The following is a 21,920-nucleotide window of genomic DNA, read 5'->3' on the forward strand; positions in this document are numbered from 1 at the left end:
ACCACACTGCCCGCGCGTCGATCTTCTTCCCCAGTGGCAGCGTGAGACCGACGCGGATTATTCTGAACGTATCGAAGAATCTTCACTTCACTAAATGATCTTGCTCAGGGATGGTCCGGCTGCGGGGGAGCGGCCTCCAGGGTGACGGTGGTGCCGTTGGCGTCGCTCTCGATGGTCAGCTGGCTGACGCACTGCCGGGCCAGCCACAGGCCCCGGCCGCTGCTGCTGTCGGCGGGCACGGCGTGGTGGCCCTGCGAGTCCGGCCGCGCCAGCCCTGGGCCGTTGTCGGTGACCCGGCAGTAGAGCCGGCCGCCGGCCTGCCACAGGCTGAGCTGCCCGCCCTCGCCGCCATGGCGCACCGCGTTGGTGGTGATCTCGTTGACCGCCACCACGAACCGGTACAGATCCTGCCCGGTGAGACCGTGCCGCGCGGCGTACCGCTCCACCAACCGGCGCAGCAGGACGAGCGTGTCGAAGTCGAAGTCGTACCGTGTCTCCAAGGTTTCGGCGGGTTCACTCATCGGCGCGTCCGCCCCGACCGGCGCGGGCGGCCCGGGGCCGCGAAGCGGAGGCCACGGTGGCGCGCCCAGCTCTCCTCAGCCCCCAGCCCAATTCTCCGCAGCCCCACTCTCCGCAGGCCAGCTCTCCTCAGGCGAGCCCTCCTCAGGCCAGACCGAACGCGGACAGCAGCCCCGTGATGCGCAGCTGGTCGAACACCCGGGACGTGGGATGCCGCACGCTGAAGGCCGCCTCGACCTCGGCGGACGCCTTCATCGCGTCCACGAGCACGCCGATCCCGGAGGAGTCGATGAAGGCCACCTCGCCCATCTCGATCCACACCACGGAAGGGCGCTGGTCGAGCACGGCGGCGGAGACCGTGCTCCGTACCCAGGCCGCGTTCGTGAAGTCGATGTCGCCGCGCAGCACCACTTCCAGCGTGCCGTCGGTCACGGTGCCTACTGACACCACCTCCATGCGCGTTCCTTCCTCTGCCGATGCCGGGCACGGCGAGTCTGCCCCCATGATGCGCTCCGAACCGCAGGGCGGCTGCCCGCACCCATCATTGTCCGGTACATAGCGGTATTTATCACCAGCCCGACCGCCACGCCACCCGCCGGCGGCTCTCGGCGGGCAGGTGAGCCGGGGCGGAGCCGCGGTCCGGGGCGCCTTACGATGTGATCGTGAGTCCGAGCCCTCGGCGCGAGCCGCGCTCCGGCGCCCGCAGAGGGGCCGTGCCCAGCATCCGCGACGTCGCGGCCGCGGCGGGCGTCTCCTACCAGACCGTCTCGCGCGTGCTCAACGACTCGCCGCGGGTGCGCCCCGACACCAGGGCCGCGGTGCGCGCGGCCATCGAGACGCTGGGGTTCCGGCCCAACCGGGCCGCGCGGGCGCTCGGCCTGGGGCGCGCTCCGGGCATCACCGTGGTGACGTCCAACACCATGCTGTACGGCTACGCGTCCACGCTGCAGGGCATCGAGGAGGCGGCGCGGACCGAGGGCCTGGCCGTGGGGGTCAGGGTCGTGGAGTCCGACTCGCCCGCCGAGATCAAGCAGACCGTCGACTACGTGAGCGACCCGAGCGCGGGCGGCCTGGTCGTCATCGCGTTCGACCCGGCGGGCACGGCGGTGCTGGAGGCGCTGCCGGCGGACATACCGGCGATCGCCGCGACCGAGCCGGTGGCGCCCGACACGGGCCGGGTCACGATCGCGCTGGACGAACGGGGTGCCGCCGCCGACGCCACCGAGCACCTGCTGGCCCTGGGTCACCGGACCGTGCACCACGTGGCGATCCCGTCCGAGGGGCGCTCCAGTGGCCGGCAGGCCGGCTGGCGCGACGCGCTGTCACGGGCGGGCGCCGAGATCCCCGAGGTGGTCGCCTCCGGCTGGGACATCCGGGCCGCCTACCTGGCCGGGCAGCGGCTGGCCGGCGATCCGGACGTCACGGCGGTGCTGTGCGGCAACGACGACATCGCCCAGGGGGTGCGCCGCGCCCTCTACGACGCGGGCAGGGACGTACCCGGTGACGTGAGCATCGTCGGGTTCGACGACATTCCCGGCTCGGCCTTCTGGATCCCCGCGCTGACCACCGTACGGATGGACTTCGTCGGGCTGGGGCGGGCGTGCTTCCTGGCGGCGGTGGCCGAGTTGACTGGCCTGCCGCAGCCCCAGACCGAGCTGACCCCACCCCGCCTGATCGTGCGCGAGTCGACCGCCCCTCCGCGCCACGCCACCTCCTGAGACCGCCCCCGCCGAGATCGCGCCGCGTCTGAACCTGAGACCGCACCCGAAACCGGCGCGTAACAATCCGGCAAAGGGCCCTTCCGTTCCTGCCGTGTGACCGCTCACACTCCATGTGACCGGTCACATGGCCGCTCTTCTCCCGGCAGGAGGTACCCCCGTTGACTTCGTTCCGGCTCCTGGGTGTCACGACCGTCGTCTCCGCACTTGTCTCGGCCCTGCTCTGCGCCGCCGCCCCGGCGCAGGCCGCGTCCCCTGCCCTCGTCGTCGACCTCGCCTCGGACACGGGCCCGCTGAAATACGGCGCGACCGGCTTCCTGTACGGCCTGGGAAACGACGGAATCCCCACCGACACCATGCTGGCGGCCCTCAAGCCCCAGGTCACCGCGCAGAAGGCGCCCGACGGCCTCCAGCATCCCAACGGCGACGCCCTCCAGATCGCGCCCATGTTCAAGCGCACCGGCGGCCGTGACATCCAGGTCTACATGCAGGACGTCTACCGCCAATGGCCGTACGAGAACCTCGGCATCGACGACTATCTGGCCAAGGTCGACACGATGACCCGCAAGATCGTCGCGGACCCGTACCGGACGTCGTACGTGTACGTGCCTTTCAACGAGCCCGACCAGATCTGGTACCAGGGCAACCTCAACGGCCTGCTCGACGCCTGGAAGCGCGTCTACCAGAAGATCCGCTCGATCGACCCCGGCGCCCGGATCGCGGGCCCCAACTTCGCCAGCTACCGTTCGGCCGACCACCGCGCGTTCCTCACCTACGCCAAGGCCAACAACGTGCTGCCCGACGTGTTCACCTGGCACGAGCTCGGCAACGACTTCTTTACCAGCTGGTACGACCACCACGCCGACTACCGGGCCATCGAGACGAGCCTCGGCATCAGCCCCCGGCCCATCGTGATCAACGAGTACGCCCGCTACTCCGGTGACCTGGGCGTGCCCGGCAACCTGGTCCAGTACGTGACCCGGTTCGAGAACAGCAAAGTCGACGCCTGCCTGGCTTTCTGGACCACGGCCGGCGCGCTCAACGACCTGGTGACCAGGAACAGCCAGGCCACCGGCGGGTGGTGGCTCTACAAGTGGTACGGCGAGCTGACCGGCCACACGGTCACCGTCACCCCGCCCACCAGGAACGGCTCCCTGCAGGGGCTGGCCGCCCTGGACCCGGCCAGGAAGCAGGCCCGGGTGATCTTCGGCGGCTCGCTCAACGTGAGCGACACCTACGCCGCCGACGTCGTGGTCAAGGGCATCGCCTCGGCCCCGTACCTCGGTAGCTCGGTCCACGTGACGGTGTGGGGGGTGAACAGCACCGGCCTCAACGCCTCCCCGGGCCCGGCCCTGATCCACGAGGGCGACTACACCGTCTCGGGCGGCCAGATCACCGTTCCGCTCACCGGACTGAACGGCGCCGCCGCGTACCAGGTCATCGTCACCCCGAACACCGACCTGACGCCCGCGGGACCGGCCACCCGCTATCAGGCCGAGTACGCGGCGCTCGGCGGCACCGCCCGCGTCACCTACGGCCCCAACACCGGCTACTCCGGCACCTCCTTCTCCGAGGGCTACGGCGCCAGCGACACGGCCGCGACCACTTTCGTGGTGAGCGCGCCCACTGACGGCTACTACAACCTGGGACTGCGTTACTCGGCGGGCCCGTACACCGGCGCGCCGCAGAACCGGGGCGCCCGCCTGGTGCTCAACGGCACCGCGTTAACCGACCTGACGCTGCCGGGAACCGCCGACTGGAACACCTGGAACACGGTGACGACCAAGGTGTTCCTCCAGGCCGGCGTCAACCGGATCGGCGTGCACGCCTTCACCACCGACGACCGCGACGCCGTCAACCTCGACTACCTGGACGTGACCGCCACCACCGGCACCGTCACCGCCTACGAGGCCGAGAGCGGCGCCAACGTCCTGGGCGGCACGGCCGTGGTCGGCGCCAACGGCGCGGCGTCCGGCGGCTCGTACGTCGGCTACATCGGCAAGGGCGCCGCCAACATCCTGCGCTTCACCGGCGTCAACGCCCCGGCCGCCGGCCGCTACCGCGTGGTGATCACGTACGCCAACGGCGAGCTGGGTGAGGGCGCGAGCAACTACAACACCAACATCGTGGACCGCTACGCCGACATCCGCGTCAACGGGGGCACGTCAACCCGGGTCTACTTCCGCAACACGCTGGGCTGGTCGAACTTCCGCACCACCGTGATGACCGCCGACCTCAGGGCCGGCGCCAACACGATCGAGTTCGGCAACGCCGCCGCGTACGGCCCCGACGTCGACCGGATCCAGATCGCCGCCGCCCTCGGCTGACGCCTGTCTCGCGACCACCGCACAACCGAACAACCACCGCACAACCACCGCACAACCGAAGGAGAGTTACGTGAAGCCTGCCGACGTGGTCGAGACCCTGCGCTGGGGACATGGCGCCCTGGCGGCGGTGGTGGAGATCCACCCGGACCGGCCGGTGGCCCTCCAGAGGCTGGGACCGCCCGGCGGCGAGCCGTCCCGTCTGTCGCAGCCGCTGGTCGAGGTGCTGATCCCCGGCGAGGGCCGGGCCAAGGCCTCGCAGCGGCTGTCGGAGACGGCCGTCGGCTGCCGGTTGCGCTACACCGGCGCCGAGCAGAGCCGTGACGGCGACTGGCACACGCTGCGCGTCGCGCTGCGTGACGAGGTGTCCGGGCTGGCGGCCGAGCTGACGCTGCGCTCCTTCGACGGCGTGGCCGCCTGCCAGGCCCAGGTACGGGTGACCAACCAGGGTACGGACCCGGTGCTCCTGCTCGCCGTGTCCTCCTTCGCCGGTGGGTTCCTCGGCCGCCCGGTGAGCGAGGTGGACGTCCTGTCCGCCGACAGCGAGTGGCTGGGCGAGAGCAGGTGGAGCAGGAGGCCGCTCGGCGAGCACATCGCCGACCTCGGCCTGGCCGCGCACGGCCAGCACGGGCGCGGCAGGTTCGCGCTGAGCAGCACCGGCACCTGGTCCAGCGGGCGGTACGTGCCGATGGGCGGGCTGGCCGACCGGCGCACCGGCCAGACCTGGCTGTGGCAGATCGAGCACAACGGCGCCTGGGGGTGGGAGACCGGTGAGCGGCTGGACGGCGTGTACGTGGTGGCCACCGGCCCCACCGACGCCGACCACCAGTGGAGCCAGACCCTGGCGGCGGGGGAGTCGTTCACCACGGTGCCGGTCTCGGTCGCCGTCTCGGACGACGGGCTCGAAGGCGCGGTGGCCGCGCTGACCGCGCACCGCCGCGCGCTGCTGCGCCCGCACCCCGACAGGTCCGCGCTGCCCGTCGTGTTCAACGACTACATGAACACCCTGATGGGCGACCCGACGACGGCCAAGCTGCTGCCGCTGGTGGACGCCGCCGCCGCGGCCGGGGCGGAGATCTTCTGCGTCGACGCGGGCTGGTACGACGACGACGGCGCCTGGTGGGACAGCGTCGGCGCGTGGGAGCCGTCGCGGACCCGTTTCCCCGGCGGCATCCAGGAGGTACTCGGCCACATCAGGGACCGGGGGATGACGCCGGGGCTGTGGCTGGAGCCCGAGGTGATCGGCGTACGCAGCCCGATGGCCGACAAGCTGCCCCCCGAGGCGTTCCTGCAGCGCGGCGGCCGGCGCGTGGCCGAGCACGGCCGCTACCACCTGGACCTGCGCCACCCCGCGGCCACCGGGCACCTGGACCGGGTGGTGGACCGGCTGGTGGAGGAGCTCGGCGTCGGTTACTTCAAGCTCGACTACAACATCAACCCGGGCGCCGGGACCGACCTGGACGCCGACAGCGCCGGCGCCGGGCTGCTGGCCTGCAACCGGGCCCACCTCGCCTGGCTGGACGGCGTCCTGGACCGGCACCCCGAGCTCGTCCTGGAGAACTGCGCGTCGGGCGCGATGCGCATGGACTACGCGCTGCTGTCCCGGCTGAACCTGCAGTCGACCAGCGACCAGCAGGACTTCCTGCGCTACCCGCCGATAGCCGTGGCCGCGCCGCTGTCCATGCTGCCGGAACAGGCCGCCAACTGGGCGTACCCGCAACCGGAGATGACCGACGAGGAGCTCGTCTTCACCATGTGCACCGGCGTGCTGGGGCGGCTCTACCTGTCGGGCAACCTGCCCGCCATGAGCGCCGCCCAGCTCGACCTGGTGCGGGCGGGCGTACGCGCGCACCGCGACCTGCGCGCCGACCTGGTGCGCGCGGTCCCGTGCTGGCCGCTCGGCCTGCCCGGCTGGGCCGATCACTGGCTCGCCCTCGGCCTGCGCGCCGGGGACACCACTCATCTCGGGCTGTGGCGCCGCCCCGGCGCCGCCGAGACCTCGATCTTGTCGCTGCCCCACCTGGCCGGGCACGCCGTCCAGATCGAGACCGTCTACCCGGGCGATAAGGCAGGATGGGGCCACTCGTGGGACCCGCAGACCGCCGAGCTGTCCGTGACCAGCACCGTTACCGGACCGACCGCCCGAATCCTGAAGCTCCGCACCCTCTGACCCCCACGGACCAAAAGGAAACACACCGTGAAACTCACCGCGATCACGGCCGCGGCCGCCACCGCGCTCCTGACCCTCACCGCGTGCAGCGACCCGGCCTCCGGGCCCGCCGCCACCCCGGCCGGGAGCGGGCAGCCCGCCGCCTGGGCCGCGCCCACCGGCCGGCTCGACGGCACCACGCTCACCATCTGGGCCGCCCAGAACAGCAACACCGTGCCCAAAGCCGTGACCGACGCCTTCACCCAGGCCACCGGCGCCAAGGTCGACGTGGTCACCATCCCGGACCCGTACGAGCAGGGCGTACAGACCAAGGTGGCCACCGGCGACAAGCCCGACCTGGCCTTCTGGCAGCCGACCGCCTCCATGCTCACCGCCCTGAACGCCAGGACCAACCTCCAGCCGCTGGACGGCGCCCCCTGGATCGCCTCGATGACCCCCGAACTACGCGACACCACCGGCCTGCTGGACAAGACCCGCTACGCCGCCCTCGTCACCAGCCCGGCCGTCGAAGGCGTCTACTACAACAAGGAGGTCTTCGCCGCCAACGGCATCACCGCGACCCCCAAGAACTTCGACGAGATGGTGGAGACGGCCCGCAAGCTCAAGGCCAAGGGCGTCACCCCGTTCTTCGAGATGGCCGGCGACAAGTGGGCCACCCAGTGGTGGGTACAGGTGCAGCTCGCCGACGCCGCCCGCGATGGCCTGTGGGACCGGGTCAACACCGGCAAGGAGACCTTCTCCGACGAGACCATCCTGGACGCGATCAAGAAGTACAAGGCGCTGATCGGCGAGGGCCTGTTCAACTCCGACATCAAGACGGCGAAGTTCGAGGACCAGGGCGCGGCGCTGCTGTCGGGCAAGGCGGCGATGGCCGTGCAGGTGAACTCGTTCTTCGGCCAGCTCCAGGCCAAGGCCGACACCGCGACGTTGGACAAGAAGATCGGCTTCTTCCCCGTCTCGCCGTCCGGCAACGTGGGCACCTTCATCCCCGACCAGAGCAACGCGCTGGTGGCCTTCAGGACCGGCGACGCCAAGCGCGAGGCGGCGGCCCGCCAGCTGCTGTCGTACTGGATGGGCCCCGGCTACCAGGGCTTCGTCGCCGACCGGAAGACCGTCTCGCTGCGCGCCGACGTGCCGAGCCCGGCGGGCGTGCCGCAGGCGCTGCTCGACGTGCACAAGTCGCTCGGCGACGCGGTCGGCTCGATGCAGGCGCTCGCGGTGGCCAACCCCGACCTGTACCTCAACCTGGCCGACATGATCACCGGCAGCCTGACGCCCGAGCAGGTGGCCGCCGCGACCCAGAAGCAGTTCGCCCAGCTCGCGAAGGCGGCCGGCGCGTCCGGGTTCTGACCACATGACCGTTACCAGCGTGCGCCGCACGCATCCGATGTGGTTCCTGATCCCGGCCTTCGCGATCCTGTTCGTGTTCTTCTTCCTGCCGACCCTGTTCAACTTCATCTACGCCTTCACCGACTGGTCCAGCTTCAAGAGCGAGATCCGCCCCGTGGGGCTGGACAACCTCACCGACCTGCTGTCGGACGGCACGCTGTTCAGCGCGCTGCGCATCACGGTGAGTTACGCCGTCCTGGTGGCGTTGTTCCAGAACCTGTTCGGGTTCGGCCTGGCCGTGCTGCTGGAGCGCGACACCTGGCTGAACCGGGTCGCCCGGCTGTTCTTCCTCATCCCGGTGCTGATGTCGGCGCTGGCGGTCGGCTACGTCTTCCAGGCGCTGCTGAAACCCAGCGGCAGCCTGAACGGCCTGCTCGGCGGCCTGCTCGGTCATCCGGTGAGCGTCGCCTGGCTCGGCGACACCACCTGGACGCTGGTCGTGGTCTCGGTCATCCACGCCTGGAAGTGGATGGGGCTGTCCATGCTCATCTACCTGGCCGGGCTGAAGACCGTGCCGGAGGACGTCACCGAGGCCGCCAGGATGGACGGCGCCTCGCCGTGGCAGGCGTTCTGGTCGATCCGCTTTCCGCTGCTGGCGCCGGCGGTGACCTTCAACGTCGCCACCGCGCTGCTCGGCTCCATGAACGGCTTCGACATCGTCCAGGCCACCACCGGGGGCGGGCCGGCGCGCAGCACCGAGATCCTCAACATCTTCATCTACCGCACCTTCGGCCAGGGCCTGTTCGCGCAGGCCACGACCATGAGCCTGGTGCTGTTCCTGCTGGTCGGGCTGCTGGCCTTCCCTGTCATCCGGATTCTGCGCAAGCGGGAGGAGATCCTGTGACCGTTCGTATGGGCGGGAGTGCCCGCCCATGACCATCCCCGCCTACGGCGTCCGCAGCCGCCGGGTCCGGCCGCCCCGCGCGAGCGGCCTCGCGGCGCGGCTGCGTCCCTTCGCCGTCGTCGCGCTCGTCGTCACCGTGATGGGCGTGCCGCTGTGGCTGATCGTCTCGACGGCGGCCAAGTCGCAGTCCGAGGCGCTCTCGCCGGACCTGTCGCTCCCGTCGCGCTGGCTCCTGTGGGACAACCTCGCGCAGGTGTGGACCCAGGGCGACATCCCGGCCGCCTTCCTCGGCAGCGTACTGATCGTGGTCCCGGCCGTCGCCCTGGTGCTGACGTTCGGCTCCATGGCGGCGTGGATCCTGGCCCGCCGGGCCACCCGGCTCAACGCCGTCCTGTACGCGCTGGCCATCAGCGGCATCGTGCTGCCGCCCGCCGTGGTGACGATCGTGCTGCTGCTGCGCCAGCTCGGCCTGGCCGGGACCCTCACCGGCATGATCGGCGTCTACGTCGGCATCTACCTGTCGACCGTGGTCTTCTTCGTCACCGGCTTCGTCCGTACGGTGCCGCTGTCGATCGAGGAGGCCGCCCGTATGGACGGCGCGGGCCCCGTGCGGGTCTTCGTCTCGGTCATCCTGCCGATGTTGCGCCCGGTGCTGGCCACCGCCACGATCCTCATCTGCCTGTACGTGTGGAACGACGTCTTCTACGCGTTCTTCGTCATCGGCGGACGGATGGACACGTTGCCCCTGAACCTGTTCCAGGTGGCCAACGCCGGGCTCTACCTCAACAACTGGCACTTGATCTTCGCCTACATCATCCTCATGAGCCTGCCGCTGCTGATCGTCTTCGCCGTGGCGCAGCGCAGGATCATCTCCGGGATCACCGGGGGCGCGGTGAAGTAGGGGCTACTGGGGGACGGTCCACTTCTGCGGGTCGAGGCCGTTGCAGTCGTAGATCTGCAGGCGGGTGCCGTTGGCCGTGGCGCCCTGCGGGCTGTCGAGGCAGCGGCCCGACTGCGGGTTGAGCAGCGAGCCGTTGGCCTGCTTGCGCCACTGCTGGCCGCCCGCGGTGTTGCACTCCCACAGCTGGACCTTGCTGAAGTTCGCGGTGGCGTTGGCGTCGATGTCGAGGCACTTGCCGAACGCCCGGATCGTGCCGTTCGGGTGCATGGACCAGCGCTGGCCGGTGGCGACGCCGCAGTCCCAGAGCTGGACGGCGTTGCGGTTGGCGTTGGTGTTGGTGTCGACGTCCAGGCACTTGCCGGCCGTGGCCGGGCCGGTGATCTGGCCGACCGGGCCGCCCAGCGTGCCGATGCCGTAGCGGACCTGGCACTGGTTGCCGGTGAGCTGGGTCCCGGCCAGGTAGAGGAAGCTCGTGCCGTCGGCGGCGGGCACGATCGGCGAGCTGTAGCCGGGGCAGGCCGGAGCCCCGGGAGCGTAGCCGCCGGTGGGGTTGACGGTCACCGGGGCCTCGATCTCGGTCCACGCGCCGGCGCCCAGGTTGGTGTTGGCGAACAGGACCAGGCCCGACTCGCCGTTCACGGTCTTGTTGCCGGTGGGGCCGGCGACCACGCGCTGGCCGGACATCAGCAGCGTGCCGTTGGCCCCGCCGCCGGGCAGCCAGGCGACATACGGGGTGTGCAGCAGCTCCCGGCTGTCGGAGGTGCGGACGATGGTCCCGGCCGCGCTCCAGTTGAGGCCGTCGGGGCTGGTCTTGGTGTAGACCTCGCAGGCGTGGTCCGGGTCGGTGGCGTCGCGGCACAGCTCGTACGCCATCAGGAACGTGCCGTTCGGCAGCGGCGTGAGGATGGACATGCCGGGCCTGGCCAGGTTGTCGGCGGGGAAGGCCACGTCCTGGGTCAGCGTGGCGCTCCAGGTCTGGCCGCCGTTGGTGGAGGTGTAGTGGCCGATGACCTGGTTGTTGGTCGGGGTGTTCGCGGGCCGCTCGTCGGAGATGAAGCAGGCCAGGGTGTTGTTCGGGGCGAGCAGGAACCACGGCTCCCAGATGCCGTGCCCGACGGTGTTGGGCTGGCCGCTGGTCTGCGTGCAGTTGGACAGCCACGTCCAGGTGACGCCGTGGTCGGTGCTCTTGAACACCTCGACCTTCTGCGCGGTGAAGTCGCCGACGTGCCAGGCCGTGCCCGCCGCCAGCAGGTCGCCCTGGTTCAGGCCGTTCGCGGTGCGCGGCACCTCGTACAGGACCGGGGCGCCCAGGTCCCAGCCGGAGGTGTGCGAGGTGATCGTGGAGATGGGGTTGGCGGTCCAGGTACGGCCGCCGTCGGTGCTGCGGTAGATCGGGAAGGCGTTGGGCGCGTTGTGGTTGTTGCGGGCGAACGTGGCCAGCATCGTCTCGTTCGGCGAGCCGTCGTAGTCGAGCCGGACGGCCCTGGGGTAGCTGGCGTCACCCTGGGGATAGGTGGTCAGGTTGGGGGAGTAGAGCACCTGCCCGGCCGGGGCGGCCGAGGCGGGACCGGCCAGGGCCACGAGCAGCCCGGCGATCAGGGTCAGCGCCATCACCAGCGGTAACGGGCGTCTGGGGGGTGGTGCGATGCGCACGGTGTCTCCTGGGGTGGGGCCCGGTGAGCGGATCTCACCGGGACGTTTTCGGCTGTGCTCAGGGGCGGGCCTGGGGGTCGTCGCCGATGACCGGGGCGATGTGGGTGTCCACATCGACTGCGGAGCGGGCCAGGACGATGCCGTCGTCGGACACGAGGGCGATGTGCAGGCGGCCGCTGGTCCAGCCGTCGGGCAGTTCGGCGTGCACCTCGGCGGGCGCGCCGAGCAGGAACGGTTTGGCCTCGGCCCGCTCCCCGGCCGTTCCCGCTCGCGCGGGCGCGGGCCCGAAGACGGGGGACCAGGCGGTGTGCAGGTGGCCGCTGACGGAGTCCGTTCCGTGATGGGAGATCCGGACCGGGACCGTGACCCGCCCGGTCTCGCTGAGCAGGTCACGGCCGGGGGCGACCGGGACCACATCCAGGACGAGCGTCGTCGTGGCGTTGACGTGCGCCGGATCCACCCCGGCCAGGTCCTTGGGGCGGCGCTCGAAGTCCAGCAGCCCGGCCGACTCGTGCTCGATGTCGTACATCTCGGTGTAGACGTAGCCGGCCAGCCGGTCGTGGCGGCGCATCTCCTGGGTCTGCCAGCGCAGCTGCCAGCCGCGCTGCACGCTGGTGAAGCCGGTCCCGTACTCGCTGTTCAGGTTGGGCAGACCGCGCAGCGGCTGCGACGGCGACCCGGTCAGCTTCTTGCGGACCACGTAGTCGGGGCCGAGCGGGACGGGGAAGTCGTCCTGGTCGCCGTTCAGCAGCGCGGCGATCGTCCGGCCCCAGGAGGCGGCCGACTCGTCGTAGTAGTGCCAGTCGAGCAGGTCCGTCTTCACGTGCGCCCAGCCGGAGTTTTCGACCGCGGGCCGGGTCGGGTCGAGGGCCTTGAGCAGGTCGTACGCGCGGGCCGCGGCCTCCTGCTTGGCCGGGTCGCCGGGAATGTCCCAGTCCAGGCCCCACTCCTCGTTGTACAGGCCCCAGATGACGATCGCGGGGGAGTTGCCGTCGCGCTCGGTCATCGGGGCGATCTGCGCCTCGAAGGCGGCGACCGACTCCGCCGAGAACCGGCCGGTGGCGGCGGGTTCGGCCCAGAGGAGCATGCCGAGCGTGTCGGCATGGTGAACGAAGCGCGGATCCTCCAGCTTGAGATGCTTACGCACCAGGTTGTAGCCCGCCGCGGCGGCCAGTTCGAGGTCGCGGCGCAGCGCGGCGTCGTCGGGCGCGGTGATGCCGGTACGCGGCCAGTAGCCCTGGTCGAGCACGCCGCGCACGAACAGGCGCTGGCCGTTGAGGTACAGGTCCTCACCGGACACCTCGATCCGGCGCAGCCCGGTGTAGCCGGCGACCCGGTCGGTGCCGTCGGCCGAGACCAGTTCGGCGTCCACGTGGTACAGGTGCGGGTCCTCGGGCGACCACAGGCGCGGCTCGGCGATTTGCAGCACGGTTCGCACGACACGGCCTCTGGCCTGCGGCACGGCCCGCGCCACACCGCCATCGGCCTGCGGTGCGGCGTGACCGGCGTCGCCATCGGCCTGCGGCGCGGCGCCGTCGGAGACCGGGATCTCCACCGTCGTTCCGTGGCCGCGCACGGTCAGCCGGAGTGTCGCCGGAGCCGGGCCCTCGACGCGGGCCTCGACCTCGATGCCGTCCAGCCCCTCGGCCGGGCGCAGCTTCAGCGCGGCCACGTGGGTGGCGGGCCGCGCCTCCAGCCAGACGCTCTGCCAGATGCCCGACGAAGGAGTGAAGCACACGCCGTCGAAGTCGTCGCGCGGGATGCTGCGCTGCTTGCCGTGCGCGATCTCCCGCTTGTCGGCGGGGGAGGAGACCCGTACCAGGATCTCCTGCTCGCCCTCGCGCAGCGCGTCGGTGATGTCCGCCTCGAACGGCGTGTAGCCGCCCACGTGGCGGGCCACCTCGGTGCCGTTGACCCAGACGGTGGCCTCGTGGTGCACGGCCCCGAAGTGCAGGACGATCCGCTGCCCCGCCCAGCCGGCGGGGACGGTGATCCGGCGGCGGTACCAGGCGACCGGCAGCCAGTGGGCCTCGATGCCGGAGGCCGGGGTCTCCCAGGCGAACGGCACGCTGATGGTCCGGTCCCAGTGCTGGTCGGCGTCGGCCCGGAAGTCCCAGTCGCCGTTCAGGCTCGACCAGGTGTGCGACCGGTCGAAGTGGGGGCGCGGGTATTCCGCACGCGGCGTCATTGGAAGGGTGCTCCGATCATGAGAAGGTGTGCGCGGTCAGCCTTTGACGCTGCCGGCGAGGATTCCGCTGATGAAGTGGCGCTGCAGCAGGATGAAGATCACCAGCAGCGGCAGCATGGCGATGCTGCCGGCGGCGAGCAGCTCACCCCAGACCGTGGCGAAGTCGGCGCCGACGCGGTTGCCGGTGACGTTCTGCGCCAGGGTCGACAGCACCACCTGGACCGTCTGGTGCGCGGTGTCGTTGACGGCGACGACCGGCCAGACGAAGTCGTTGTAGATGTTCATGGTGGTCAGCACGGCCAGCGCGGCCAGGCCGGGCCGGATCACCGGGATGACGACCCGGGCGAAGACCCCGAACTCGCTCGCGCCGTCCACCCGCCCGGCGTCGAGCAGTTCGTCCGGGATGGCGGCGATGACCTGGCGCATCCAGAAGATGCTGAAGGCGTCGACGCTGCCCGGCAGGATCAGCGCCTGGTAGGTGTTGACCCAGCCCAGCGAGCTCATCTCCAGCAGCAGCGGGATGATCAGCACCAGGGTCGGCAGCATCAGCGTGAGCATCACCACCCCGAACAGCGCGTTCTTGCCGGGGAAGGTGTACTTGGCGAAGGCGTAGCCGGCCAGCGGGCAGAACACCATCGTCATCGCGCCCTTGACCGCCAGGACCAGCGCGGTGTTCACGAAGCCGGTGCCGATCGGCACGTCGGCGAACATGGCCCGATAGTTGTCCAGGGTCGGGCCGCCCACCGACAGCGGGCTGGTGATGATCTCGGCGGCTGGCTTGAGCGAGGAGCTGAGCGCCCACCAGATCGGGTACAGGAACGCGACGGCGAGCAGCGCGAGCACCACGTACTGCACCGGACCGGGCCTGGCCTGCTTCATGAGACCTCCTCTTTCGGGCGCAGCAGCCGGACCGCGCCCAGCGAGAGGCCGAACACCAGCAGCACCAGCAGGAAGGAGTTGGCGGCACCGGTGCCCAGGTCGGATGCCGAGATGTGGTCATAGAGGTAGAGGCCGGCCGTGGTGGTGGAGCCGTAGGGGCCGCCCTCGGTGACCACGTACGGCTCGGCGAACATCTGGAAGACCGCCAGCGTCTGCACGACCACCAGGAAGGCGATGCTGCGCCGGACGAGCGGCACGGTCAGCGACCAGAACTGCCGCCACCGCGAGGCGCCGTCGATCGAGGCGGCCTCGTACACGGCACCCGGTACGGCCTGGAGCCCGGCGAGCAGGATGATGATCGCGAAGCCGGTGGTCTTCCACAGGAACAGCAGCGCGAGCGTCGGCTTGGCCCACGCGGTGGAGGTCAGCCAGCCGACGGCGGGCAGGCCCACCAGCCCGAGCACGTGGTTGACCAGCCCGTAGTTCTCGTCGAACACCACGATCCACACCTGCGCCATGGCCACCAGCGGCGTCACGAACGGCGCGATGAAGGCGACCCTGAACAGCCCGCGCAGCCGCAGCCGCGCGTTGGCCAGCAGCACCGCCGCGCCCAGCCCGGCGATGACCTGGACCGGCACGATCAGCAGCCACATCACCGCGCTGTTGCCGAGCGAGGCCCAGAAGTCGGGGTTGGTCAGCAGGTAGACGTAGTTGCCCACGCCGACCCAGGTGGCCTCGCCCGCGCCGCGCCAGCGGGTGAGACTGAGGCGCAGCGCGTAGATCAGCGGGTAGACGCCGAAGGCCGCGAAGACCGCGAAGAACGGCGCGATGAACAGGTACGGCGAGAGCCGGGGCAGGCGCCGCGAGCCGGTGGCGGCCCGCCCGGCCGTCGTGGCGGTGAGAGTCGACATCAGGCCCGGTCGATCAGGTTGCGCTGGATCTTCTTGGCCGACTCGGCGATCACGTCGTCGGGGGACATCTTCCCCTCGATCAGGCGCTGGGTGTTGTCACCGAGATAGTCCACGGACTGGGCCCACCACACGGGGATCGGCGCGGCGGCCGGGATGGTGGCGGCGGCCTCGACGGCGACCTTCCACAGGTCCTGGCCGCCGAGCGCGTCGATCGGCTTGAACAGCGGCTTGTCCGGCTTCAGCGCCGGGGTGAAGGAGGGCACGGAGGTGGACAGGCCACCGGGGTAGATGCTGTTGGGGCCGTAGACGGCCGTGCAGCCGGGCTCGGTGAAGCACAGGAACTCATACAGCAGCCAGGCCAGGTCGGGGTTCTTCGCCTTGGCGGGGATGACGAAGCTGCTGCCGCCCATGGCGCCGCTGCGGGCGCCGCCGGGCGTCCACGCGGGCAGGGGCGCGGCCCGCCACTTGCCCTTGGTGGCCTTGAGCAGCTGCTGCGGCGCGAACGACCACCAGATCGCCCACGGGACGAACACCTGCTGCCCGCTGTCGAGGGTGTTGATGTCGGCCGCTTCCAGGTAGGGCGCGTGGGTGACCAGGTCGCCCTTGACCGCGTCCTGGATCCAGGTCAGGGTCCGCCGGTACTCGGCCGACTCCAGCCGGAGCTTGCCCTGCGCGTCGGCCAGGCTCGTGCCCTGCTGGTTGGCCAGCATCTCCAGCCAGAGCTGGCCGAGGAACGGATTCTTGTCCAAGTGGATGGGCTTGGACTTCGGGTCCTTCTCCTTGATCGTCCGGGCCGCGGTCAGCAGGTCGTCGTAGGTGCCGATCCCGGCCGGGTCGACGCCGGCGTCCTGGAGGATGTCCTCGCGGTACCAGAGCAGGCCGGGGTCCAGGTCCCACGGCACGCCGAAGATCTTGCCGCCGACGGTGTTGACGGACAGCTTGTACGGGGCGACCTTGTCGCGGTAGGGGGCGATCAGGTCGGTCAGGTCGTACAGGTGCTCGGACTGACCGCCGATCTTGGCGTCGTCCCAGAAGCTGCCGTCCGGTACGTCGGTGCCGCTGATCAGGGTGTTGGCCAGCTTGGCGTCGATGTCGACGGCCAGGTGGTTCACCTTGACCCCGGGATAGGCCTCCCGGAACTTGCCGATCGCCGCGTCGAACACCTTGAACAGGTCACCGGACCGGTTCCAGATCGTGATCTCGCCCTTGGCGGACGTGGACGCCGTGACGGTGGGCTTGGCCAGCTTGCTCGGAGCCGCGCTGGTGCCGCCGCCGGGAGCGCAGGCGCCGGCCGCGGCCAGCGCGCCGATTCCGAGCGCTCCCTTGAGGAAGCCGCGGCGGGCCATGGCGGGTGTGGACATCTCTACTCCTCGGACGGGGGTACGGCACAGTCGGCGGAAATGCTCTGCAACGATGCAGACATCATGCATACTCCTCTGCAACGATGCAAGAGTGAGTTATGATCACACCAACCGCAGAGGAGGAACATGGCCCGTCCAACGTTGCGTGACGTCGCCAAGCGGGCGAACGTCTCAATCCGCACGGTGTCCAACGTGGTCAACGGCTACGCGCCGGTCTCCGACGAGCTGCGGGCCCGGGTGCAGGTCGTGCTGGACGAGGTGGGTTACCGGCCCAACCTGATCGCCCGCAACCTCAAGCAGGGCCGCACGGGGATGATCGGCCTGGTCGTCCCCGAGCTGGACGTCCCCTACTTCGCCGAGCTGGTGCGCGAGGTGATCACCGCGGCCCGGGCGCACGGCTACGTCGTGATGGTCGACCAGACCGACGGCGACGCCGAGCGGGAGCGTGAGCTGCTGGCCCGTGACTCGCGGGCCAGCATGTTCGACGGCCTGCTGCTGAGCCCGCTGGCCATCTCCGCCGAGGAGCTGCGCGGCCGGGGCAACCGGGTCCCGATCGTGCTGCTCGGCGAGCACATCTTCAACGGCAGCTTCCACCACGTCGCCATCGACAACGTCGCCGCCGCCCGTACGGCCACCGGGCACCTGCTGGAGCAGGGCCGCCGCCGCGTCGCCGCCATCGGCGACCAGCCGTACGCGACCGGCGAGACCGCGCAGCTGCGTACGTCCGGCTACCGTCAGGCGCACGCCCGGATGGGACTTGATGTCGATGAGCGGCTCATCGTCCCGACCCCGCGCTTCCACCGGCGTCTGGGCCTGGAGGCGATGGAGCGGCTGCTCGCGCTGCCCGACCCGCCCGACGCCGTGTTCTGCTACAACGACCTGCTCGCCCTCGGCGCGATGCGCGCCCTGAACAGGGCCGGGCGCCGCATCCCGGACGACGTCGCGGTGGTCGGCATCGACGACATCGAGGAGGGCCAGTACAGCACGCCCAGCCTCACCACGGTCGCCCCGGACAAGGCGGAGATCGCCCGGCTGGCGGTGGGCGTCCTCATCGAGACGATCAACGGCTCGGCGCCCACGCCGTCGGAGATCGTCGTCCCCCACCGCCTCATCGTCCGGGAGAGCACCGCTCTCTGAGCGGGCGGAGTCTTTCCTAACAGGGCCGGAACGCCACAACGACATATCCGCGGCGCAAAGCGCGGTGGACGGCGCCGGGGCTTGGTTCTCAGCATGGGTGCGGGAGAGGAAAATCCAGGTCAGAAGCCCTTTCGGCGGGCAGGATGGGGGCGCACGGGGTGTTCTAACGTGGAGAGCGGGGGCAGCACCCGCCCCCGCTGACACCAGAATCCCACGGAGAACACCATGTCTATCCTGTGCTTGTTCGGCATGAGCCGCCCGCCGGTTCCTGCGCCTCCGGGTCTGTCCAGTAGTGACAGCAGTGGTGCGGCGCTCGCGCGCCGCCGTCGCCGCCATCGCCGTTGAGATCAACGCTCCACCCCAACGAAGGACGCTCGGCAGGGAAAGCTCCTCGCCGGGCGTCTCGCTGTGCGTCACCAGGCGGCACGAAATTTTGTGATCAGGAAGATGAATGCGCCTTTCGGTGAATAGTAGAGGAGAAGATCATCAACCTACGTCTATGAGGTAGACCGTGAACTTAGGCAAGTCGCTCATCGCCGCCCTCGCGGCGGGAGCAATCGGCGTCACGCCGGCGTGGGCCCAGCCGGCCCCGCCTCGGCAGGAGAACGGGGTGACCCTGATCACCGGTGACCGGGTCGTGGTCACCGGGCCGGGGCACCGTGTGGTGCCCGGTCCCGGCAGGCGGGCGGACTTCACGAGCCAGGTGCTCGGAGGCCACCTGTACGTGATACCCGCCGACGCCACGCCGCTGATCGCCCAGGGTGTGCTGGACCGGCGACTGTTCGACGTCACCCAGCTCCTGGCCTGGAAGTACGGCGACGCCGACACCCCCGACATACCCGTGATCTCGCAAGGGACCGCCGGGCAGGCCGTCGCACCGCAGGGCGCCCAGCGGGTCCGCCAGTTATCCAGCCTCGGGATGAGCGCGGCGCGCGTGCCGAAGGCGAACGCCGCCCAGACCTGGAAGGACCTGACGGGCGGCGGCGCCCGCGCCCTGACGGCGGGCCGTACCAAGCTGTGGCTGGACGGCCGCAGGTCGTTCTCGCTGGACGAGAGCGTCAAGCAGATCGGCGCCCCGCAGGCGTGGCAGCAGGGCATGACGGGCAAGGGCGTCACCGTCGCGGTCCTTGACTCCGGCTACGACCCCGACCATCCGGACCTGAAGGACGCGGTTCAGCAGGAGCGCAACTTCAGCGACGAACCCGACATCCGCGACTCCCTCGGCCACGGCACTCATGTCGCCTCGATCGTGGCGGGAAGGGACCAGAAGTATCGGGGCGTGGCACCGGAGGCGACGCTGGCCATCGGGAAAGTGGGCGGCCCCGCGGGTCCGACCGATTCGGCCATCCTCGCCGGCATGGAGTGGGCGTCCGTCGAAGTCAAGGCCAAGGTCGTCAACATGAGCTTCGGCGACACCGACAGCCTCGATCTGGACCCCCTGGAGCAGGCCGTCAACACGCTTTCTGAGCGGACCGGCACGCTGTTCGTCGCGGCGGCGGGAAATGGCGGCGCCAGCGGCAGGGTTACCAGTCCCGGTAGCGCTGAGGCGGCGCTGACCGTGGGCGCGGTGGACAAGAAGGGCCGCCTGGCCGAATTCTCCAGCCCGGGGCCGCGAGTGAGCGACCACGCGATCAAACCCGACGTGACCGCGCCGGGCGTGAACATCGTCGCCGCGGCCGCGGCGGGCACCGCCGACGGCCTCCACCGGCCGCTCAGCGGCACCTCGATGGCCAGCCCGCACGTGGCGGGAGCAGCGGCGATCCTGGCTCAGCGCCACCCGGAGTGGACCGGCGCGCAGCTCAAGGCCGCGCTGATCGGCAGCGCCGCGCCCGCTCAGGACGCGACGCTCTATCAGCAGGGAGCCGGGCTGATCGACCTGGTACGCGTGCTGAAACAGCAGGTCACGGTCGCGCCGGGCAACCTTTGGGCGGCCTTCCCCTGGAACGCCGCCGACGAGCGGGTCACCACCAAAACGATCACGTACGCCAACGCCAGCGACGCGTCGATCACCCTCGACCTGTCGGCTCAGGGCGAGGTGCTGAAGCTGCCGGCCGATCAGGTCACGGTCCCGGCCAAGGGCACGGCCTCGGTCACGCTCACCATCGACGCCGGTGGCAAGGCGCCGGGCGACTACCCGGGAACGGTCACCGCCAGGTCGGGCGAGACGGTGGTCCGCACGCTGGCCGGCGCCTACGTCGAGCCCGAGTCCTACGACGTCACGCTCACCGTCGTCGGCAAGCAGGGCCGGCCCATCAACCCCATGCAGAGCCAGATCTACGACGCGAAGACCGGAGCCCTCCACCAGCCGGCCTTCCGGGACGGTGTGGCCAAGGTACGACTGCCCGAGGGCGACTGGAGCGTCTACACCGAGATCGCGGAGAAGGTCGACGGGAAGTGGGTGATGACGATCGCCGACCCCGCGCTGAAGATCGACGGCGGCGACCAGAAGCTGACGGTGGACGCGCGCCAGGGCAAAGCGGCCAAGATCACGCTTGACGATCCGAGCGCCGAACGTCAGCGCGGTTACGCCCTCGGGGTGACCCACGGCGCCTGGAACTCCTGGTGGTCGACGAATGGCGACGTCAACGACAACCTCTTCGTCGTTCCCAGCCGTCAGGCAGGTCTGACCTACGGTGTGGAGACCACGTGGCTCAGCAAGGACGCCTCTCCCAGCCCGTACGCCTACCACATCGTCGACCACCGCACCGACGGCCTCCCCGAGGATCCTGCCCACAACTTCCGGCAGAAGGATCTGGCGAAGGTCACCGCGACCTACCGGGCCGCGGGAGCGGCGGCCACGGGCACGCCGATGTCCGGACTGCGTAACCCTGATTTCCCCGGCTCGACCTTGGGGCCGCTGGTCGGCGACATCACCCTGCCCGGCACGCTCATCCAGTACCGCACCCCCGGGCTGACCTACGAGAGCGGGCTCCAGGTCGGCACCTCACTGATGTTCGACGGCGGCAAGGCCCTGAAGCGCGGCCAGACCAGCGAGGTCTGGAACGCCGCGGTCATCGGGCCGGCGTTCCTGCTGCCGGGCGGCGACCGTACCGGCGACAAGCTGACCTTCTCGGGAGTGGGGCTGTTCTCCGACGGAGGCGCGGGCCGGACGGGGTCGGACACCGCCGCCACCGGCGTCGCCACCCTCGCCAAGGACGGGCAGGTGCTGGCCACCGCCGACCTCGCCGGCTGCTGGGTCTACGAGCAGGACGGATGCCGGCTGCGCGCCGACCTTCCCTCCGGGCGCGGTTCGTACACGCTGACCGCGTCGATGCGCAGGCAGGTCCCGCACTCGGCGCTGTCCACCGGGGTGGAGTCCGTTTGGACCTTCCCGTCCGCGACCACGGCCAAGGCGCAGCCGCTGCCGCTGACCGCGGTCCGGTACGACCCCGAGGGCCTGGACACCTCGAACCGCGCCAAGCCGGGCAGCGTGACCCGCCTGCCCATCCGGATCGAGCGCAACGCCGGGTCCGCGCCGGTGAAGGCGAAGTCGGTCCGGCTGGAGATGTCCGGCGACGACGGCGCGAACTGGCGCAAGATCCCGGTCGTCCGTACCGGCTCGGGCTGGTCCGCCATGGTGCCGAACCCGGGTGAGGCCGGGTTCGTCTCGCTCCGCGCGGTGGTGACCGACGCGGAGGGCATCGGACTGACCCAGACGATCACCCGCGCCTACGCCATCGGCTGACCGGCCGGCCACACCCACCGTCCTGGCCGGGTCCGGTCAGGACGGTTGTGTGAGGATCTCGCCGCTCTGAGGGCTCGGGGGCCGGACTTGTTTTGAGGCGTGCTCCACTGCGTTCTTTGCGGCGATACGTGGGTCGGCGATGTCGTGGGCGCTGACGATGCCCGGGTGCTGGGCCTGGAGCGCTTTCCGTCCTCGGGGTGGCGGCGATTATGCGTTCCAGGCTCGTACTGTGGCCAGGTCC

At 70.5% G+C, this 21,920-nt stretch carries 15 protein-coding genes; 8 read left to right on the top strand and 7 right to left on the bottom strand.

Annotated elements, in window-relative coordinates:
- Positions 1-104: 104 nt before the first annotated feature.
- Positions 105-521, bottom strand: coding sequence for an ATP-binding protein (locus tag AB0J16_RS58075; protein ID WP_358557515.1), 417 nt, complete (start codon positions 519-521; stop codon positions 105-107).
- A 142-nt stretch (positions 522-663) separates the two neighbouring features.
- On the bottom strand, positions 664-975 hold the full coding sequence (locus AB0J16_RS58080) for an STAS domain-containing protein (protein ID WP_357952741.1): 312 nt from the start codon (positions 973-975) through the stop codon (positions 664-666).
- A 206-nt stretch (positions 976-1,181) separates the two neighbouring features.
- On the opposite strand from AB0J16_RS58080, the gene AB0J16_RS58085 reads away from it, so the two are divergent.
- The 6 genes from AB0J16_RS58085 to AB0J16_RS58110 all read left to right on the top strand — a co-directional run bounded on the left by AB0J16_RS58085 (position 1,182) and on the right by AB0J16_RS58110 (position 9,865).
- Positions 1,182-2,237, top strand: a complete 1,056-nt coding sequence (locus tag AB0J16_RS58085) for a LacI family DNA-binding transcriptional regulator (protein ID WP_358557518.1) — start codon at positions 1,182-1,184, stop codon at positions 2,235-2,237.
- Positions 2,238-2,398: 161 nt separating this feature from the next.
- Positions 2,399-4,564, top strand: coding sequence for a CBM35 domain-containing protein (locus AB0J16_RS58090; protein WP_358557521.1), 2,166 nt, complete (start codon positions 2,399-2,401; stop codon positions 4,562-4,564).
- A 70-nt stretch (positions 4,565-4,634) separates the two neighbouring features.
- A complete protein-coding gene (locus tag AB0J16_RS58095) occupies positions 4,635-6,731 on the top strand; it encodes a glycoside hydrolase family 36 protein (RefSeq protein WP_358557524.1) in 2,097 nt (698 codons plus the stop codon).
- A 27-nt stretch (positions 6,732-6,758) separates the two neighbouring features.
- Positions 6,759-8,081, top strand: a complete 1,323-nt coding sequence (locus AB0J16_RS58100) for an extracellular solute-binding protein (protein WP_358557527.1) — start codon at positions 6,759-6,761, stop codon at positions 8,079-8,081.
- 4 nt (positions 8,082-8,085) lie between these two features.
- Positions 8,086-8,964 carry a sugar ABC transporter permease gene (locus AB0J16_RS58105; RefSeq protein ID WP_358557530.1) on the top strand — a complete coding sequence of 293 codons (879 nt, stop codon included), beginning with the start codon at positions 8,086-8,088 and terminating at the stop codon, positions 8,962-8,964.
- 28 nt (positions 8,965-8,992) lie between these two features.
- Complete coding sequence (locus AB0J16_RS58110; RefSeq protein ID WP_358557533.1) at positions 8,993-9,865, top strand: carbohydrate ABC transporter permease; 873 nt, start codon at positions 8,993-8,995, stop codon at positions 9,863-9,865.
- 3 nt (positions 9,866-9,868) lie between these two features.
- Here AB0J16_RS58110 and AB0J16_RS58115 read toward each other — a convergent pair whose 3' ends face one another.
- Genes AB0J16_RS58115 through AB0J16_RS58135 form a run of 5 tightly spaced genes read right to left on the bottom strand, consistent with a single transcriptional unit; the run spans position 9,869 to position 16,857 of the window.
- Entirely contained in the window at positions 9,869-11,518 is a 1,650-nt protein-coding gene (locus tag AB0J16_RS58115; RefSeq protein ID WP_358557536.1) for a ricin-type beta-trefoil lectin domain protein, read from the bottom strand.
- Between the two features lie 58 nt (positions 11,519-11,576).
- The gene (locus tag AB0J16_RS58120; RefSeq protein WP_358557539.1) at positions 11,577-13,706 is read right to left on the bottom strand and encodes a sugar-binding domain-containing protein; all 2,130 of its coding nucleotides are present in this window, start codon (positions 13,704-13,706) and stop codon (positions 11,577-11,579) included.
- Between the two features lie 36 nt (positions 13,707-13,742).
- Positions 13,743-14,585 (bottom strand): carbohydrate ABC transporter permease, encoded by an 843-nt coding sequence (locus AB0J16_RS58125; RefSeq protein WP_357952753.1) that lies wholly within the window; start codon positions 14,583-14,585, stop codon positions 13,743-13,745.
- The gene (locus AB0J16_RS58130; RefSeq protein ID WP_358557542.1) at positions 14,582-15,496 is read right to left on the bottom strand and encodes a sugar ABC transporter permease; all 915 of its coding nucleotides are present in this window, start codon (positions 15,494-15,496) and stop codon (positions 14,582-14,584) included. Before AB0J16_RS58130 ends, AB0J16_RS58125 begins: the two co-directional genes overlap by 4 nt.
- A complete protein-coding gene (locus tag AB0J16_RS58135; protein WP_358557545.1) occupies positions 15,496-16,857 on the bottom strand; it encodes an extracellular solute-binding protein in 1,362 nt (453 codons plus the stop codon). The genes AB0J16_RS58130 and AB0J16_RS58135 overlap by 1 nt, the downstream gene beginning before the upstream one ends.
- Positions 16,858-16,983: 126 nt before the next feature.
- On the opposite strand from AB0J16_RS58135, the gene AB0J16_RS58140 reads away from it, so the two are divergent.
- Together AB0J16_RS58140 and AB0J16_RS58145 are read left to right on the top strand one after the other, a co-directional pair.
- Positions 16,984-17,994, top strand: a complete 1,011-nt coding sequence (locus AB0J16_RS58140; RefSeq protein ID WP_358557548.1) for a LacI family DNA-binding transcriptional regulator — start codon at positions 16,984-16,986, stop codon at positions 17,992-17,994.
- 511 nt (positions 17,995-18,505) lie between these two features.
- Entirely contained in the window at positions 18,506-21,679 is a 3,174-nt protein-coding gene (locus AB0J16_RS58145) for a S8 family serine peptidase (protein ID WP_358557551.1), read from the top strand.
- Positions 21,680-21,920 lie beyond the last annotated feature (241 nt).

The sequence above is a fragment of the Nonomuraea sp. NPDC049750 genome (genome assembly GCF_040659625.1).
Lineage (GTDB): Bacteria > Actinomycetota > Actinomycetes > Streptosporangiales > Streptosporangiaceae > Nonomuraea.